This is a genomic window from Bradyrhizobium sp., assembly GCF_028868675.1.
In the GTDB taxonomy this organism is placed as follows: Bacteria; Pseudomonadota; Alphaproteobacteria; order Rhizobiales; family Xanthobacteraceae; genus Bradyrhizobium.
The window spans coordinates 16,313-33,286 of sequence record NZ_JAGWUA010000027.1; the positions used below are offsets into that span (position 1 = coordinate 16,313).

14 protein-coding genes are annotated in these 16,974 nt (G+C 66.6%); 8 read left to right on the top strand and 6 right to left on the bottom strand.

All coding sequences use genetic code 11. From position 1 onward, the window contains the following. Positions 1–2 precede the first annotated feature (2 nt). A complete protein-coding gene (locus tag KGM94_RS06110; RefSeq protein WP_300255961.1) occupies positions 3–1,196 on the bottom strand; it encodes an efflux RND transporter periplasmic adaptor subunit in 1,194 nt (397 codons plus the stop codon). Positions 1,197–1,723: 527 nt separating this feature from the next. Between KGM94_RS06110 and KGM94_RS06115 the strand changes: the two genes are divergently transcribed. The 3 genes from KGM94_RS06115 (at position 1,724) to KGM94_RS06125 (ending at position 4,347) form a co-directional block, all read left to right on the top strand. Continuing rightward, positions 1,724–2,731, top strand: a complete 1,008-nt coding sequence (locus tag KGM94_RS06115) for a flagellar motor protein MotA (protein WP_300255963.1) — start codon at positions 1,724–1,726, stop codon at positions 2,729–2,731. Between the two features lie 144 nt (positions 2,732–2,875). Continuing rightward, the gene (locus KGM94_RS06120; RefSeq protein WP_300255965.1) at positions 2,876–3,904 is read left to right on the top strand and encodes a peptidoglycan -binding protein; all 1,029 of its coding nucleotides are present in this window, start codon (positions 2,876–2,878) and stop codon (positions 3,902–3,904) included. Further along, positions 3,904–4,347, top strand: a complete 444-nt coding sequence (locus KGM94_RS06125) for a GNAT family N-acetyltransferase (protein WP_300255967.1) — start codon at positions 3,904–3,906, stop codon at positions 4,345–4,347. Before KGM94_RS06120 ends, KGM94_RS06125 begins: the two co-directional genes overlap by 1 nt. Before the next feature lie 55 nt (positions 4,348–4,402). On the opposite strand, the gene KGM94_RS06130 is transcribed toward KGM94_RS06125, so the two are convergent. Further along, on the bottom strand, positions 4,403–6,253 hold the full coding sequence (locus KGM94_RS06130) for an ABC transporter ATP-binding protein/permease (protein WP_300255970.1): 1,851 nt from the start codon (positions 6,251–6,253) through the stop codon (positions 4,403–4,405). Between the two features lie 203 nt (positions 6,254–6,456). On the opposite strand from KGM94_RS06130, the gene rpmE reads away from it, so the two are divergent. Continuing rightward, entirely contained in the window at positions 6,457–6,684 is a 228-nt protein-coding gene (gene rpmE, locus KGM94_RS06135; protein ID WP_300255972.1) for a 50S ribosomal protein L31, read from the top strand. 158 nt (positions 6,685–6,842) lie between these two features. Here rpmE and KGM94_RS06140 read toward each other — a convergent pair whose 3' ends face one another. Together KGM94_RS06140 and KGM94_RS06145 are read right to left on the bottom strand one after the other, a co-directional pair. Beyond that, positions 6,843–7,355 carry a DUF1465 family protein gene (locus KGM94_RS06140; RefSeq protein ID WP_300255974.1) on the bottom strand — a complete coding sequence of 171 codons (513 nt, stop codon included), beginning with the start codon at positions 7,353–7,355 and terminating at the stop codon, positions 6,843–6,845. Between the two features lie 516 nt (positions 7,356–7,871). Continuing rightward, the gene (locus KGM94_RS06145) at positions 7,872–8,063 is read right to left on the bottom strand and encodes a DUF1192 domain-containing protein (protein WP_300255976.1); all 192 of its coding nucleotides are present in this window, start codon (positions 8,061–8,063) and stop codon (positions 7,872–7,874) included. A gap of 116 nt (positions 8,064–8,179) precedes the next feature. Between KGM94_RS06145 and KGM94_RS06150 the strand changes: the two genes are divergently transcribed. Both KGM94_RS06150 and KGM94_RS06155 read left to right on the top strand, forming a co-directional pair. Continuing rightward, positions 8,180–9,178 (top strand): NAD(P)H-quinone oxidoreductase, encoded by a 999-nt coding sequence (locus tag KGM94_RS06150; protein ID WP_300255978.1) that lies wholly within the window; start codon positions 8,180–8,182, stop codon positions 9,176–9,178. Positions 9,179–9,317: 139 nt separating this feature from the next. Further along, positions 9,318–12,194, top strand: a complete 2,877-nt coding sequence (locus tag KGM94_RS06155) for an EAL domain-containing protein (RefSeq protein ID WP_300255980.1) — start codon at positions 9,318–9,320, stop codon at positions 12,192–12,194. Here KGM94_RS06155 and KGM94_RS06160 read toward each other — a convergent pair. Beyond that, positions 12,191–12,478, bottom strand: a complete 288-nt coding sequence (locus tag KGM94_RS06160) for a hypothetical protein (RefSeq protein WP_300255983.1) — start codon at positions 12,476–12,478, stop codon at positions 12,191–12,193. The two genes, KGM94_RS06155 and KGM94_RS06160, sit on opposite strands and share 4 nt — an antisense overlap. A gap of 145 nt (positions 12,479–12,623) precedes the next feature. Here KGM94_RS06160 and KGM94_RS06165 point away from each other — a divergent pair, with 145 nt between their 5' ends. Beyond that, complete coding sequence (locus KGM94_RS06165; RefSeq protein ID WP_300255985.1) at positions 12,624–14,120, top strand: diguanylate cyclase; 1,497 nt, start codon at positions 12,624–12,626, stop codon at positions 14,118–14,120. A gap of 230 nt (positions 14,121–14,350) precedes the next feature. Here the strand turns inward: KGM94_RS06165 and KGM94_RS06170 are convergent, their stop codons facing one another. Continuing rightward, a complete protein-coding gene (locus tag KGM94_RS06170; protein WP_300255987.1) occupies positions 14,351–15,232 on the bottom strand; it encodes a UTP--glucose-1-phosphate uridylyltransferase in 882 nt (293 codons plus the stop codon). 247 nt (positions 15,233–15,479) lie between these two features. Here KGM94_RS06170 and KGM94_RS06175 point away from each other — a divergent pair, with 247 nt between their 5' ends. Beyond that, positions 15,480–16,826, top strand: coding sequence for a lytic murein transglycosylase (locus KGM94_RS06175; protein ID WP_300255989.1), 1,347 nt, complete (start codon positions 15,480–15,482; stop codon positions 16,824–16,826). Positions 16,827–16,974: the final 148 nt, after the last annotated feature.

Here is a 16,974-nt window from a genome sequence, read left to right on the forward strand (position 1 = left end):
CGCTACCGCATCGCCTGCACACGCTGCGCACCGTCCGAGCCCGCATCCGCCTCGGTCCAGGCCTGCGGCCTGACCTTGTCGCCGGCCGCGAACTTCTGAAAACCTTCGACCACGACCTTGTCGCCGGCCTTGAGGCCGTCGGTGACGAACCAGACGCCGTCCTGTACCGAGCCGGTGCGCACCGGCTGCACCGCGATGTGGTTGTCGTCCTTGACGACGAACACCTCGCTGCCGCCGCCGCCATTGCGCTGGATCGCCTGCTGCGGCACCGCGATGGCGTCGGTATCGAGGCCCTGGTCGATCCGCACGCGGACATACATCCCCGGCAGCAATTCGCGCTTCGGATTGGGGAATTCGCCGCGCAGCGTCACCTGGCCGGTATGGGCGTCGACCCTGGCGTCGGAAAACAGCAGCTTGCCGTTCGGCGGATAGACCGTGTTGTCGTCGACCACGAGACGCACCCTTACGCTGTCGCCCTCGATGCGGTCGAGATCGCCGCTCTCGAAGGCACGGCGAAGCTGGTTCAGCTCGGTAACCGATTGGGTGAAATCGGCATAGATCGGATCGAGCTGCTGGACGGTGGCGAGATTGGTCTCGTTCTGCACCGCGAGCGCGCCCTCGCTGACCAGCGCCGCGCCGACCACGCCGTCGATCGGCGCACGCACCGTGGCGTAGTCGAGATTGAGCCTGGCGCGCGCGAGCTCGGCCTTGCGGCCGTCGACCTCGGCCCGAGCCTGGCGCTCGGAAGCGGTCGCCTTCTCGTTCTCGGCTTCGGGCGCCGCGCGCTGGGAGAACAGCAATGCAATGCGGCGGGCGTGCTGCTGCGCCTGCTGCAGCACAGCCTCGGCCTTCGCCAGCGCCGCCTCGTTCGCCATCACCTCGACCTCGAACGGACGCGGATCGATGCGATAGAGCGGATCGCCCGCTTTCACCTCGCTGCCCTGGCGGAACAGGCGCTCGACCACGATGCCCGAGACGCGCGGCCGCACCTCGGCGACGCGCGTCGGCGCGATCCGGCCGGGCAGCTCGCGCACCACCGCGCGCGGCTGCGGCTTCACGACGACGACGCTGACGTCGGGCTCGGCGGGCTGGGCAGCGGAGATCGCGGAATTGGATTCGTCGCAACCGGCAAGCAGCGGCGCAAGGGCCGCGAGCATCACTGCGACGCATGCCGATCGCGCACGAAGTCCTGACATGGAAATGGGTGCCCCGTTCGTTGACCTGGAATCAAGCTCAGCGTGCAGCGCTCCAGAGCGCCGCCACGCGGTTGATGCGGCATTCAGGATAAAATCTGTTTGTTGCGATGCAACGGAACTCGCAGGCGGCCCAATGTCACAGGAACTATGTCACTGGGCGCACGCGGCTTTTCGAGATTCACCGGATTGTGAGTGGGGCGTCTGTCGTCGCGCCGCGTGGCGGCATACCATAAGGAGCCTTCCTCGAGCGCCCGATCGCTGACGCGCGTCCGACTGCAGCCGCAAGCGCAGCAGCGCGAACGTGAGCGGCGGCGAACCGTTTGTCGCCCCGACCGCGATTGCCGCGCGCGCGGCGTCATGCCGCCGACAGTCGCGCCGAATCTCCTCGTCATGCGAGAAAACCCAACAACGATCGAGAGGCCGGAGTTCCGCTTTGCCTCGAAATCGGCCTGTCCCGGCTTTTTTCCCGCTCACGCTGTGCCATAGTGCGGGGCGCAGACAGGGTTTCGTAACGGATGACACCGGCCATGCCGCCAGGCACCTCGCCCCGCTCCACCATGGAGATCGAGCTCACAAAACTGTCCTCGCCCAGCGTGTTCCTGGTGCGGATGCTGGTCTTTCTGGTGCTCTGCGCGCTGGTCGGCGTGGTGCTCTACAAGCAGATCGTCACCGCCTTCTTCGCCAATCCCGGACTGAATGCGCTGATCGGCGGCGTGCTGTTCATCGGCATCATCCTGGCCTTCCGCCAGGTGATCCGGCTCTATCCCGAAGTGTCCTGGGTCAACAATTTCCGCATCGCCGATCCCGGGCTGGCGCCTGCCCGTCACCCGAAACTGCTGGCGCCGATGGCCGCGATCCTCGGCGGCGAGCGCACCGGGCGGATGTCGATCACGCAGCAGACGATGCGGCACCTCCTGGATTCGATCGCGACCCGGCTCGACGAGGCGCGCGACATCTCCCGCTACATGACCGGGCTGCTGGTGTTCCTCGGCCTGCTCGGCACCTTCTGGGGTCTGATCGAGACGGTCGGCTCGGTCGGCAAGGTGATCGACGGCCTCAAGGTCGGCGGCGACGCCGGCGCGCTGTTCGACACGCTGAAGGAGGGACTGGCCGCCCCGCTCGGCGGCATGGGCATCTCCTTCTCCAGCTCGCTGTTCGGCCTCGCGGGCTCGCTGATCCTCGGCTTCCTCGACCTGCAATCGAGCCAGGCGCAAAACCGCTTCTACACCGACCTCGAGGACTGGCTCGCCACCACCGTGCGCGAATATAGCCGCGGCGGCGAGGGCGGCGCGATCGCCGGCACCGGCGAACTTCAGGCGGCCGTCGAGCGGCTGCGCATCGTGCTCGAGGAGGGCAGCGCCAGCCGCGGCACGACCACGGCGATGGCAAGCCTTGCCGAAGCGATCCAGGCGCTGGTCTCGCACATGCGCACCGAGCAGCAGATGATCCGCGAATGGGCCGACGGCCAGGGCGAGCAGAACCGCGAGATCCGGCGCCTCCTGGAGCGGCTCGCGCGACAGCCCGAGAAGAGCTAGGTATCGTGCCCCGGACGCGACGCGGCATGAAATGACGCGTCGCCGAGCCGGGGCCCAGGGCGTATGAAATATGGGTCCCGGTGTCTCGCGCAGCAGCGTTTCACGCTGCAGCGCGTCCGGGACACGAGAGTGGAGACTGGTGACATGGCTCTTGCCCGCGCCCGCCGCAGCGACGGCCCGTTCAACTACTGGCCCGGATTCGTCGACGCGTTGTCGACGCTGGTGCTGTCGATCGTGTTCCTGCTGTCGGTGTTCCTGGTGGTGCAGTTCTTCCTGTCGCAGGAGGTCACCGGCAAGGACAAGGCGCTGGAGCAGCTCAACGCCAAGATCGCGCAGCTCACCGAGATGCTGTCGCTGGAAAAGCTCGGCAAGCTCAATCTCGACGACCAGATCTCGCAATTGAAGGCGGGGCTCGCCTCCGCCGAATCCGAGCGCGACCGCATGAAGGGCCTCTATGAGGGGCTCGCGAGCGCCGGCAACGACGCGCAGGGCAAGGCGGCCGAGCTCAACAAGGCGCTGGATTCGGAGAAGGCGGTCGCCGCGCGCGCTCTCGCCCAGATCGAGGTGCTGAACCAGCAAATCAGCGCGCTCCGGCGGCAGCTCGCCGCGCTGGAGGAGGCGCTCGACGCCTCGGAGAAACGCGACAAGGAATCGCAAACCAAGATCGCCGATCTCGGCCAGCGCCTCAACGTCGCCCTGGCGCAGCGGGTGCAGGAACTGTCGCGCTACCGCTCGGAATTCTTCGGCCGGCTGCGCGCCATCCTGGGCAACCGGCCCGACATCCGCGTCGTCGGCGACCGTTTCGTGTTCCAGTCGGAGGTGTTCTTCGACACCGGACAGGCCACGCTGCTGCCCGAGGGCCGCGCCGAGCTCGACACCGTCGCGGCGGCCCTGATCGATCTCGACAAGAAGATTCCGCCCGAGATCGCCTGGGTGCTGCGGGTCGACGGCCACACCGACGTGCGGCCGGTCAGCGGCCTGACCTTCAAGTCGAACTGGGAGCTGTCGTCGGCGCGCGCGATCTCGGTCGTGCAATATCTGATCTCGCTCGGCGTTCCCGCCCAGCGCCTGGTCGCCGCGGGCTTTGCCGAATTCCAGCCGCTCGACACCGCCAACACCGAAGAGGCCTACAGGCGCAACCGCCGCATCGAGCTGAAGCTGACGGAGCGGTAGTGACCGTCAACCTCCGCCCCTATCGCAGCGAGGACGAGGCCGCGGCAATCGACGTCTGGCATCGCACCTGGCAGCAGGCCTATCCGCAGATCGACTTCGCTGCGCGGCTGGACTGGTGGCACGAGCGCTGGCGCAGGGAGCTGGTTCCGAAGGCCTCGATCGTCGTGGCCGAGCAGGAGAACACGCTGATCGGCTTCGTCACCATCGACGGCGAGGGTTATCTCGACCAGCTCGTGGTTGCGCCGGAACAATGGGGCTCGGACGCCGCGCGCCTCCTGGTCGACGAAGCCAAGCGCCTCGCGCCGCAAGGCATCACGCTGCTGGTGAACAAGGACAACGCCCGCGCCATCCGCTTCTACGAGCGCAACGGCTTCGTGCATGCGGGCGACGGCGTCAATCCGACGTCGGGACGGCCGGTGCTGAAGATGGCGTGGTGGCCGTGAGGCGCCGAAGCCGCCGCACACTCCGCCGTCTTTGCAATGACGGAGAGTGAAGCTCCTACGCCCCCTCGAACTGCAGCCTCGCCAGCCGCGCGTAGAGCCCGTTCGCCGCGACCAGCTCCGCATGCGTGCCCTGCTCGACGATCCTGCCCTGCTCCATCACCAGGATGCGGTCGCAGGACAGCACGGTCGCGAGGCGGTGCGCGATGACGAGGGTGGTGCGGTGGCGCATCAATTCCTCCAGCGCGGTCTGCACCAGCGTTTCGCTTTCGGCATCGAGCGAGGACGTCGCCTCGTCGAGCAGCAAGAGCGGCGCGTCGCGCAGGATCGCGCGCGCGATCGCGATACGCTGGCGCTGGCCGCCGGACAGCGTCACGCCGCGCTCGCCGAGCGAAGTCTCAAAACCCTCGGGCTGCCGTCGGATGAACTCGGCCGCATGCGCGAGCTCGGCCGCGCGCTCGACCTCCGCATCGCTCGCATCGGGACGGCCGAAGCGGATGTTCTCGCGAGCGGTGGCGGCGAACACCACCGGTTCCTGCGGCACCAGCGCGATGCGCGCGCGCAGCTCGCGCGGATCGGCCGACCTGATGGCCACGCCGTCGAGCGAGATCGCGCCGCTGCCGGGATCGTAGAAACGCAGCAGGAGATGAAACAGCGTGCTCTTGCCGGCGCCGGACGGACCGACGATCGCAACCTTCTCGCCGGGCCGCACGGCGAGCGACACGGCATCGAGCACGTTGACTTCGGGCCGCGCCGGATAAGCAAAACTGACGCGATCGAAAGAGACCTCGCCGCGCGCAGGCGCGGGCAGCGCGCGCGGCGTCGCCGGCGCCGTGATCTCGGGCTGGACATGCAAAATCTCGAACAATCGCTCGGCGGCGCCGGAGGCGGCGGCGACCTCGCCCCAGACCTCGCTGAGCTGGCCGAGGCCCGCGGCGGCGAACGCCGCATAGAGCACGAACTGGCCGAGCCGTCCCGGCGAGATGCTGCCGGTCAGGACGTCATGCGAGCCGATCCAGAGGATCGCGACCACGCTCGAGAACACGATGAAGATGATGATGGCGGTCAGCACCGCGCGCGCTTGCGTCGAGGTGCGCGCCGCCTCATAGGCCTGCTCGACCTCGCCGCCGAAACGGCGCTCGGCGAGCCGCTCGCTGGTATAGGCCTGCACGGTGCGGATGGCGCCGACGAGCTCGGAGGCATAGGCGGACGCATCCGCGAGCGTATCCTGCGCGTTGCGCGACAGCCGCCGCACCCAGCGTCCGAACGCGACCAGCGGCAGCACGATCACGGGAATGGCGAGCAGCACGAAGCCTGAGAGCCGCGGGCTCGTGAAGACCATCATCGCCGTCGCGCCCAGGAACATCATCAGGTTGCGCAGCGCGATCGACACGGAGGCGCCGACCGCGGACTTGATCTGGGTGGTGTCGGCGGTGAGCCGCGAGACTAGTTCGCCCGAGCGCGCGGAATCGAAGAAGGTCGGCGACAGCGACAGCAGGTGCGCGAACACGTCGCGCCTGAGGTCGGCGACGATGCGCTCGCCGATCGTCATCACGAGATAGTAGCGCGAGGCGCTCGCCAGCGCGAGCACGGCGACCACCGCGATCATCACGGCGAAATAGCTGTTGATCAGCGCGATGCCTTCCGGCGTGAAGCCGAAATCGATCATCCGCCGCACCGCGACCGGCACCAAGAGCGTGGTCAGTGCGGCAACGGTCAGCGCGACGAGGGCGAGCAGCGCGCGTCCGCGATAGCGCCGGACATAGGGCGCAAGCGCCAGCAGCGGCCGCAGCCGTGCCCGGCTCTTCGCCGGCTGCTCGATCAGTGCATCCTCGATCGACGGGGTTTCGGAGGGCTTCTTGTCCGGCCGATCGCCGTAGCGATCGTCGAGCCGTTCCACTGCGCTCATGGGATCAGACCAGTTCGGGTAAGTCCGTTCCCAATAGGCCGGTGCAACGGTAGTGGCAAATCCGGGATGTCCCTGAGGTGGCGGCGGCGGTTCCCCAGGGTCCGACAACGGCTTGTTTTGGCTGATGCCCTGGGGTATAGACCCGGCCAAATCCGTCATCGACAGCCACACGAGATGAGGCGCCTGAGCGCCGGGACATTGCCATGAAAGCCGAAATTCATCCGAATTATCATACGATTACGGTCGTGATGACCGACGGCAGCGAGTACCAGACCCGCTCCACCTGGGGCAAGGAGGGCGACAAGCTGCAGCTCGACATCGACCCGAAATCGCACCCGGCCTGGACCGGCGGCTCCCAGCAGATCCTCGATCGCGGCGGCCGCGTCTCGCGCTTCCAGAAGAAGTTCTCGGGCTTCCTCAAGAAGGATTGATCGGCCGATCGGGCTGACGCGAAAAACGCCCCTGGGGTTGCCCAGGGGCGTTTTTGTTTGGCGCGTCATTGCGGAGCGACGAAGCAATCCAAACTGCCGCCGCGGGGACATTCTGGATTGCTTCGCTTCGCTCGCAATGACGGAGGAAGTAACCGATTTTACTGCTCGAACGCGGCCTTCAGCGCATTGAGCTGCGGCACCAGCGGATTGCCGATCGGGGCGCGATCGGTGGGCGGCGTATGGATCGAGCTGTCGAGCCGGCGCACGCGCGACTGCAGGCTCATCGAGCGCGCGATCAGGTCCTGCAACTGCTGCGGCAGCTTCTCGATGGTGTCCACGGGGCCGGGATCGGCGGCGGTGAGCTTGACCTTGGTCTTCTCGCGGTTGGCCTGGACCAGCGTCATCTCGCCTTCCTTCACCGCGCGGTGCAGCAGCAGCCAGGACGCAAGCTGCATCAGGCGAGTGGTGAGGCGCATGCTCTCGGTCGCGTAGGTCAGGCTGACGGCACGATCGAGCGCCTTGGCCTCGGTACGGCCGGCGCCGTCGAGATAGGCGGCGGTCTCCTCGACCAGATCCATGCCTTCGCGGAACAGGGCGCCGAACGCGGCGGAATTGGTGAAGCGCTCGCTGAGTTGAACGAGGGCGCCCTCGGCCTGCAAACGTTCCGACATGGTTAACGCCTCTTACGCAACTGTTACGCCCGTCCGGCTTTCACGCCGGCTTATGATGAACAAATCATTGCGCGGGCGAGGCGGCGAGTCCAGCGGCAACCCGGTTTATGGTTTCCGCCCGCTGGGCAACATGTGGCGACATATCTCGGAAGAGTCGGCGCATCCAAAATCAGAGCAGGCGCAAAAAAGAGCCGCCGGAAACCGGCGGCTTTGAAAGTTGATAACAGGGAGGCGTCAAACAGAGTGGACAGGAGCCACTCGGTGTCCAAACGAGGACGGTTCCAGTCATAAAGCCGAAAGCTTAATCGACCGTAAACGAACGGTTCTTTTCAGAATTTTTTAGTCACGTCGGCCATTGGCCGAGTGGGATTACAGTTCGTCGCCCCCGCGAAGGCGGGGGCCCATAATCACAGGATTGCGTTGTGGCGCGAGCTGTTGGTCACAGTCTCCGTCAAACTCGATCCTGGGGTTATGGATCCCGAGCTCGCGCATCGCGCGCCCCGGGACGACGACCTGCTACGACTTGAACACGCTGTTTGCCGCATCGCGCGAGGCGCGCTTCTTGGTTGCGGCTTCCTCGAGCCTGACGATCTCGGACTTCAAGAGCGCGATGCGCTCGGTCAGTTCCTCGACCGAGAGCAGCGACAGATCCTGCCCGATCTCGTGGCTGATCTTCTTGCGCGGGCGGTCGTCGTCCTCAATCGCCATGTCGGGGCTCCCGGTTTCAGGCGGCCGAACGCGGCCGAAGCGGTTGCCAGCGCAACCCGCGCTGGCTAATCAGTGGCCTCGTTTCGATCGCGCTCCTCAAAGCCCAAGGACAAATCATGGAAAAGCTGCCCGCGCAAATGACCGTGGTCGCCATCTCCAAGCCGGGCGGGCCGGAGGTGCTGGTGCCGGAAACGCGTGCGGTGCCGCAGCCGGGGCCGGACGAAATCCTGATCAAGGTGCTGGCCGCCGGCGTCAACCGGCCCGACGTGGCGCAACGCTCGGGTTCCTATCCGCCGCCGCCCGGCGCGAGCGATCTGCCCGGCCTTGAAGTGGCGGGCGAGGTGGTCGCGGTCGGCAGCAACGCGAGGCGGCACAAGATCGGCGACAAGGTGATGTCGCTGGTCGCGGGCGGCGGCTATGCGCAATACTGCGTCGCCCAGGACGCCCAGGCGATGGCGGTGCCTCCTGCCCTGTCGATCCAGCAAGCCGGCGCGCTGCCGGAGACGCTGATGACGGTCTGGCACAACGTGTTCGAGCGCGGCGCTCTCAAGGCCGGCGAGACGCTGCTGGTCCATGGCGGCTCCTCCGGCATCGGCACCATGGCGATCCAACTCGCCAAGGCCTTCGGCGCCAAGGTCATCGTGACCGTCGGCGGCGCCGACAAGGCGGAGGCCTGTCTCAAGCTCGGCGCCGACCGCGCCATCAACTACAAGACGGAAGACTTCGTCGCAGCGGTCAAGGCGGAAACCAACAACGCCGGTGCGAATCTGATCCTCGACATGGTCGCCGGAGACTATGTCGACCGCAACTATGATGCGGCCGCGGTCGACGGCCGCATCGTGCAGATCGCAACCCTCAACGGACCCAAGGTCACCGTCAACATCGCCAAGGTGATGGTGAAGCGCCTGACCCATACCGGCTCGACCCTGCGCCCCCGTACCAATGCGGATAAGGCGGCCATGGTGGCCGCGATCGAAGCCAGCGTGATGCCACTCTTGCGCGAAGGCCGCATCAAGCCGCTGATGGACAGCACTTTCCCGCTGGAAAAGGCGGCCGACGCCCACCGGCGGATGGAGACCTCTGCACATATTGGCAAAATTGTGTTGGCGGTCTAATCCGTACACGCTGATAGGTGACCGGAAACCCTTTGATTTTCCTCGCATTCGTGGCATCTATCGCGCATGCCGAAACCGGCCATCGCCGGTTCGGGACACCCTTGCAGTCTGAGTTTGCGTCGAACGCGGAGAACTGACCTTGCGTCTGATCAGGCGCCTCGCGCCCATCGCGCTGGGCCTCATGATGATCATCGCCGCGTCGCCTGTACGCGCGCTTGACGCCGTCAGCGTCCGCAGCGACGCGCCCGCAATCGACCTCACCGCCGTCCTCGAGCATCAGCGCGGCGATTCCGACCGCATCCAGGTTTCGACCGCGCCGGGCACCGACGGCATCGTCCGCCGCATCGAGGTGCGCGCCCGCGAAGGCGGCCAGAACTGGGTGGTGTTCGCGCTCGCCAACAACACCGACGACCAGCTCGACCGCCTGATCGTCGCCCCGCACTACCGCATCGTGTCCTCGGGCCTGTTGTGGCCCGACCTCGGCCTGTCGCGCATCGCCACCATCACGCCCTCGACCGGCGATCGTCCGGAGCGCCAGGAAAGCCCGACCGCGGACGTGTTCCGCATCACGCTCGACCCCGGCGCCGTCATCACCTTCGTCGCCGAGCTGCGCACCGACAAGCTGCCGCAGCTCTATCTGTGGGAGCCCGATGCCTACAAGGACAAGGTCAACTCGTTCACGCTCTACCAGGGCATCGTGATCGGCATCTCCGGCCTCCTGGCGCTCGTGCTCACCATCCTGTTCGTGGTCAAGGGTAGCATCATGTTCCCGGCGGCGGCCGCGCTCGCCTGGGCGGTGCTGGTCTATATCGGCGTCGATTTCGGCTTCTGGGGCAAGGTGCTCGACATGTCGAACAACGCCGAGCGCATCTGGCGCGCGGCGGGCGAAGCGATCCTGGCCGCGACGCTGCTGGTGTTCCTGTTCGCCTATCTCAACCTCAGCCGCTGGCACGTGCGCTACTCGCACATCACGGTCGGCTGGCTCGCCTTCCTCGGCTCGCTGGTCGCGCTCGCGCTGTTCGATCCGGCGGTCGCCTCCGGCATCGCGCGCATGTCGCTGGTGCTGATCGCCTTCGCCGGCTTCGCGCTGATCGTCTATCTTTCCACCCACGGCTTCGACCGCGCGGTGCTGTTGATCCCGACCTGGTTCCTGCTGGTGGTCTGGGTGATCGCCGCCGGCATGACGGTCGCGGGCTCCGTCACCAACGACATCGTCGGTCCCGCGCTGCTCGGCGGCCTCGTGCTGATCGTGATGCTGATCGGCTTCACGGTGATGCAGCACGCCTTCGCCGGCGGCGGCGCCACCACCGGCGTCGTCTCCGATATCGAGCGGCGCGCGCTGGCGCTGGCCGGTTCCGGCGACCTGATCTGGGACTGGGACGTCTCCGCCGACAAGGTCTTCACCAGCCCGGAGACCGAGTCGCTGTTGGGCCTCAAGCGCGGCACGCTGGAAGGACCGGCCGCCACCTGGCTCGAAGTGCTGCACCCACTCGACCAGGACCGCTTCCGCGCGGCGCTCGACAGCGTGCTCGACCAGCGCCGCGGCCGCCTGGTGCAGGATTTCCGCCTGCGCACGCCGGACGGCCATTTCATGTGGTTCGCGCTGAAGGCGCGGCCCGTAGTCGGCTCCGACGGCGAGGTCTCGCGCGTCGTCGGCACGCTGACCGACGTCACCGAGTTGCGCAACGCGGAGGAGCGCCTGCTGCACGATTCCGTGCACGACAATCTCACGGGACTGCCCAACCGCAAGCTGTTCATGGATCGCCTCGGCGCGGTCGCGAACTTCGCCAAGACCATGCCGAACCTGCGGCCGACCCTGATGGTGATCGACCTCGACCGCTTCAAGCAGGTCAACGATTCCGTCGGCATCGCGGTCGGCGATTCCATCCTGCTGACGCTCGCCCGCCGCCTCACCCGCATCCTGAAGCCGCAGGACACGCTGGCGCGGCTCGCCGGCGACCAGTTCGGCCTCATCCTGCTGTCGGAGCAGGATCCGGCCCGCATCACCGCCTTCGCCGAGACCATCCGCAAGACCATCCGCGCGCCGATCGCGTTCAACGACCGCGAGATCTTCCTGACTGCCTCGATCGGGCTCGCGCTGTCCGATCCCCAGACGCAATTGTCGGACGAGATCATCAAGGACGCCGAACTGGCGATGTATCACTCCAAGCGCATCGGCGGCGACCGCATCGACGTCTACAAGCCGGCGATGCGCGCCCGCAAGACCGACCGGCTGACGCTGGAGAGCGAGCTGCGCCGCGCCATCGAGCGTCAGGAACTCACCATCCTCTACCAGCCGATCGTGCGGCTGGAGGATCGCTCGGTCGCCGGCTTCGAGGCGCTGGCGCGCTGGGACCATCCGAAGCTCGGGCGCATGGCGCCCTCGGAATTCATCGCCATCGCCGAAGAGACCGGCCTGATCGTCGACCTCGGCATGTTCGTGCTCGATCAGACCGCCAGGCAGCTTTCGGTATGGCAGCGCGCGATGCGCTCGCGCGAGCCGATCTTCGCCAGCGTCAACGTCTCATCGCGGCAGCTGCTACGCCACGACCTGATCCACGACATCCGCACCGTGCTGTCGCGCTCATCGGTGGCCCGCGGCACGCTCAAGCTCGAATTGACGGAATCGCTGGTGATGGAAAACCCCGAACACGCGGCGCAAATGCTGACCCGCATCCGCGAGCTCGGCACCGGCCTGTCGCTCGACGATTTCGGCACCGGCCATTCCTCGCTCTCCTACCTGCAGCGCTTCCCGTTCGACACCATCAAGATCGACCAGTCCTTCGTGCGCACCACGAGCCGCGGCACGCGGCCGGTGATCCTGAAGTCGATCATCGCGCTCGCCCACGATCTCGGCATGGACGTGGTGGCGGAAGGCGCCGAGACCGACTCCGACGCCGTCGAGCTCTACCAGCTCGGCTGCGAATACGCCCAGGGCTTCGCCTTCGGCGAGCCGATGGACGCCGACGCCGCGATGCGGCTGCTCACCGAAGTGCGGCTGGAAGCGGCGAGCTAATCAGCGTCGCCCCGGCGAAGGCCTGGGCGACGCTGCTGCGGTATCCTCCGAAACCGTACGCTCTTGCCGTCCGGCAGGCGGGTGGCTGCGAATCCCGCGGCCAGACAGGCTTCGCGCTGCGGCATCTGGATGTCGGGGCTGCGCGTCGTGTCCCACCACGAGGCGCGTTGCGCCGCCCGCGGCAGCGCCGTGCCGATGATCTCCTCGATCTCGTCAAAGCTGAGCACGAATTCCATCTGCTTCTGCCGCTTCAGGTAATCGCGTAGCGTGCCGTAATCCTTCACTGCCATCCTCGACTGGCCTGCCCGCCAGGCTCTTGCCGAAAAGCGTGAGCCGCGGAAACCGTTTCTTAACCGATCGCGGCGCGCTCGTCCCGACTTAAACACTACTCAAGAATTCGGGCGCATCCAGTGGCATCGGGAGCAAACGATGCTGTTCGGATGGTGCGCTACCCTGGCCCGGCGGCCGTGGCGGATTTCTGCAAAGCTGCTGGTCATCTCGTCGGTCGTGACGGTGATCGGGTTTTCCGCGATTTGCATCAACGTGATGCTGGATATGCGTCGCGGCGAGGAGGCGCTTGCCCGCGGGACCCTGCAAAACCTGGCCACGAGCATCGAAGCCGACGTCAGCCGCAACATCGAGATCTACGATCTGTCGCTGCGTGCGGTCGCCAGCAACATGCTGCTGCCCGAGATATGGACGGTGAGCAAGCCGATCCGGCAGCTGATCCTGTTCGATCACGCATCCACCGCCAAGCATTTCGGCGCCATCCAGGTCCTCGACCCCAACGGCACGCTGATACTCGATGCGTCGACGCTCGATCCACTGCCCGTGAACCGGAGCGACGAGGACTATTTCCGAGTGCACCGCGACAGCCCCGACGTCGGGCTGTTCATCAGCCGTCCCACGCTGTTCCGCGGCGCCTACGCCATCGTGCTGAGCCGGCGCATCAGCGACGATGACGGCAGATTCCTCGGCGTCGTCGCCGGCTCGATCCGCTTCAGCTATTTCCACGAGCTGTTCGATCGACTCTCGCTCGGAACCGAAGACACCATCACCGTGCTCAAACGCGACCGCACCATCATCATGCGGCGGCCGTTCGATCTCGACGTGATCGGCAAGAATCTCGGCGACCGCACGGACTGGAAACCGGACAATCTGAGGCCGGGCGGCTCGTTCGCGGGCGAGGGACCGGTCGACACCGTCCCGCGGCTCTACGTCCGCAGCGTCAGCAGCAGTCCGCTGTTCGTGGTGGCCGGAAAGCCCCTGAGCGCCGTGTTCGAGCTCTGGCAGAGCGAGGCCGTCCGCATCGGCGCGGTGGCGCTGACGCTGGTGCTGTTCCTGCTCGGCTCCACCCTGGTGCTCGCCCGCGAGATCGGGCGGCGCGCGGAGGCCGAGCACAAGCTTGAGGAGCTGGCGACGACGGACGCGCTGACGGGCCTGCGCAACCGCCGCAAGTTCGATCACGCCATCGATCTCGAATGGCGGCGCGCGATGCGCCAGAAGACGCCGCTCGCGCTCCTGATGATCGACGCCGACCGCTTCAAGGCCTACAACGACACCTACGGCCACCAGGCCGGCGACCAGGTGCTGGTCGGCATCGCCATCTGCATTTCCGATTCGGTACGCCGCGCCGGCGATTGCGTTGCGCGCTATGGCGGCGAGGAGTTCGCCGTGCTGCTGCCGGGCATCTCCGCAGCGGACGCGTTCAGGATCGCCGAGACGATCCGCGGCAAGGTCCAGGGCTGGTCCGACGTCGAGGCGACGTCGACGGTCTCGATCGGCGTGGCGAGCCTCGTGCCCTCCGCCGGAATGGACTGGGCGATCCTGGTCGCCGCCGCCGACAAGGCGCTCTATGCGGCCAAGGCCGGCGGTCGCAACCAGTCGGTGGTCGCCAACATTCCAAAATTGTCGCTGGTGGCGTGAGGGCCGCTGCGCGGCCGTCCGTGGGCGCGACGCAATCCGCCAACGTCCTCAGTGTCGTCCCGGCGAACGCCGGGACCTATACCGCGGAATCCATCGATTGCGAACGGTGGAAGTGCCGAACGACGAGTCTTCGCCAAACCACTCCCTGGGGTTAGGGGTCCCCGCTTTCGCGGGGACGACATTGGGGATGTACTGCGCCGTACAACTTCGGTGAAGACGAGACAGCCGGGTCACTTCCCCAGATGCTTCTTCATCTCCGCGATCAGCCCGTCGCGCAGCTCGGGACGCTGCATGCCGTAGGCGATGTTGGCGCGCAGGAAGCCGGCCTTGGAACCGCAATCGTGGCGCTCGCCTTCGAATTCGACGCCGTAGAATTTCTGCGACCTGGCGAGCGCGATCATGGCGTCGGTCAACTGGACCTCGCCGCCGGCGCCGCGCTCCTGCGTCTCCAGGATCGCGAAAATCTCGGGCTGCAGGATGTAGCGGCCGGTGATCGAGAGGTTGGAGGGCGCGGTGCCCGTCGGCGGCTTCTCGACCATGGTCGAGACCTCGAACATCTTGCCGGACGCGTGGCGCTGGCCGACGCCGCAGATGCCGTATTGATGGGTGAGATGGTCCGGCACCGCCTCCACCGCGATCAGGTTGGATTTCTCGCCGAGCGTGTTCGCCGCCTGGATCATCTGGGCCAGGCAGCCCGGCGTGTTCAGCACGAGCTCGTCCGGCAGCACGACCGCGAACGGCTCGTTGCCGACGATGTCGCGGGCGCACCACACGGCGTGACCGAGCCCGTGCGGAGCCTGCTGCCGGGTGAAGCTGACGGCGCCGGCCGCCGGCTGGTTCTGCGCCAGAACTTCGATCTCGGCCTTCTTGCCGCGCGCGGCCAGCGTGGTGTCGAGCTCGAACATGCGGTCGAAATGGTCCTCGATGACGTTCTTGTTGCGGCCGGTGACGAACACGAAATGCTCGATGCCGGCTTCCCGGGCTTCGTCGTAGACGTACTGGATCAGCGGCTTGTCGACGATGGTCAGCATTTCCTTGGGCATCGCCTTGGTGGCGGGCAGGACGCGGGTGCCGAGGCCGGCGACGGGGAATACGGCTTTGCGGATTTTCATTGGAGCGATCGATTACCTTGGAAAGCGCGGGAATGGAGCAATGGAACGTTGCCGGCCGCCTTGCAGCCGGCAACAAAGGCCGATGTAGGGCTTGCCACCCTCCGGCGGAAGCCGGTGTCTGCCTACAAAACTTCACCTTTGTTAAGATATTGGCAACCGTAACCGGGCCTCCTGAAGCCGGATTCTTGGCTGAAGCAGGTGGGACATGAGGCGATCCTTGGCAAAGCTGGCTGGGCTGACCGCGACGATGCTGATCGTTGCGGCCGCGCCGTTTCCGCCTGCCGTCCGCGCGGAGGGGGCAAGCGGCCTCTCCAACCTGTTCGGCGGCATCTTTTCCGGCCCGAACCCGGCGCCCGGCCTGGGCGGCGCCCAACCCAATTCCGCCCAGCCCAATTCCGCCCAGCCCTGGAGCGGCGAGGACGGCGCGTCCGGCCATCCGCTGATGACCGCGGCCGCGATCCGCCAGGCGGCTGCGAATTTCGACAATTGCGTCGGTGCGATGTGGCCCGATGCCGCACGCCGCCACATCACGCAGGAGAACTTCCAGCGCTTCACCGCCGGCCTCGTCCCCGATCTGCGCATCATGGACCTCCTGGACTCGCAGCCGGAGTTCACCAAGTCGATCTGGGACTATCTCGACATCCTCGTGAACGACAACCGGCTCGCCAGGGGCCGCGAGATCCTCGCAAAATACAAGGCGCAGTTCGATGCCACCGAAAAGGCCTATGGCGTCGACCGCACCGTCATCGCATCGATCTGGGGCGTCGAATCCAACTACTCGACCCAGATGGGCGATCGCAGCGTGCTGCAGTCGACCGCGACGCTCGCCTGCATCGGCCGCCGCCAAGCCTATTTCAAGGACGAATTTCTCTCGGCGCTGGAGATCCTCAACCGCGGCGATCTCCGCCCCGAACAGCTGCGCGGCTCCTGGGCCGGCGCGTTCGGCCCGACGCAGTTCATGCCGACGGCGTTCAAGCGCTATGCGGTGGACGCCAACGGCGACGGAAGGCGCGACGTCGTCGACGACCCGGCCGACCTGATCGCCTCGACCGCCAACAACCTGAAGAAGGACGGCTGGCAGCCCGGCCAGACCTGGGGCTACGAGGTCGCGGTGCCCCAGGGCTTCAACTACATGCTGGCCGACCGCGCCAAGGCCATGACGATCGCGCAGTGGGAGCATCTCGGCATCGCTCGCGCCAACCGCCAGCCTTTCCCGCATCCGACCGAGAAGGCCTATCTGCTCGCGCCCGCCGGTGCCCAGGGGCCCGGCTTCCTGATGCTGCAGAATTTTCGCGTGATCATGAAATACAATCCGGCCGAGGCCTATGCGCTGGCGATCGGGCATTTCGCCGACCGCCTGCGCGGCGGCCCGCCCCTGGTGCAGGCCTGGCCGCGGCAGGAGCGCGAACTGTCCCGGACCGAGCGGCTGGAGCTCCAGCAGCTTCTGGCCCAGCGCGGCTTCTATCGGGGCACCCCCGACGGCCAGTTCGGCGGCCAGACTCGGGAGGCCCTGCGCAACTTCCAGGCCTCGATCGGGGCCCCCGCGGACGGATTTGCCTCCTCCGACATGCTGGAACGGCTGCGCGGACGGTAAAACCGGCCCCAAAGTAACCCTAAAGGCGAAATTCGGTAGGGGAATCGGGTGAAGGATTTTAGGCGGCGATGAGGCTTGCGAGGAAGTCGTCGTCCCATGCGGCGGTCATGCGTCGGAGACGCTGGGAGTCCTTGCCGGGGGCCCTTCG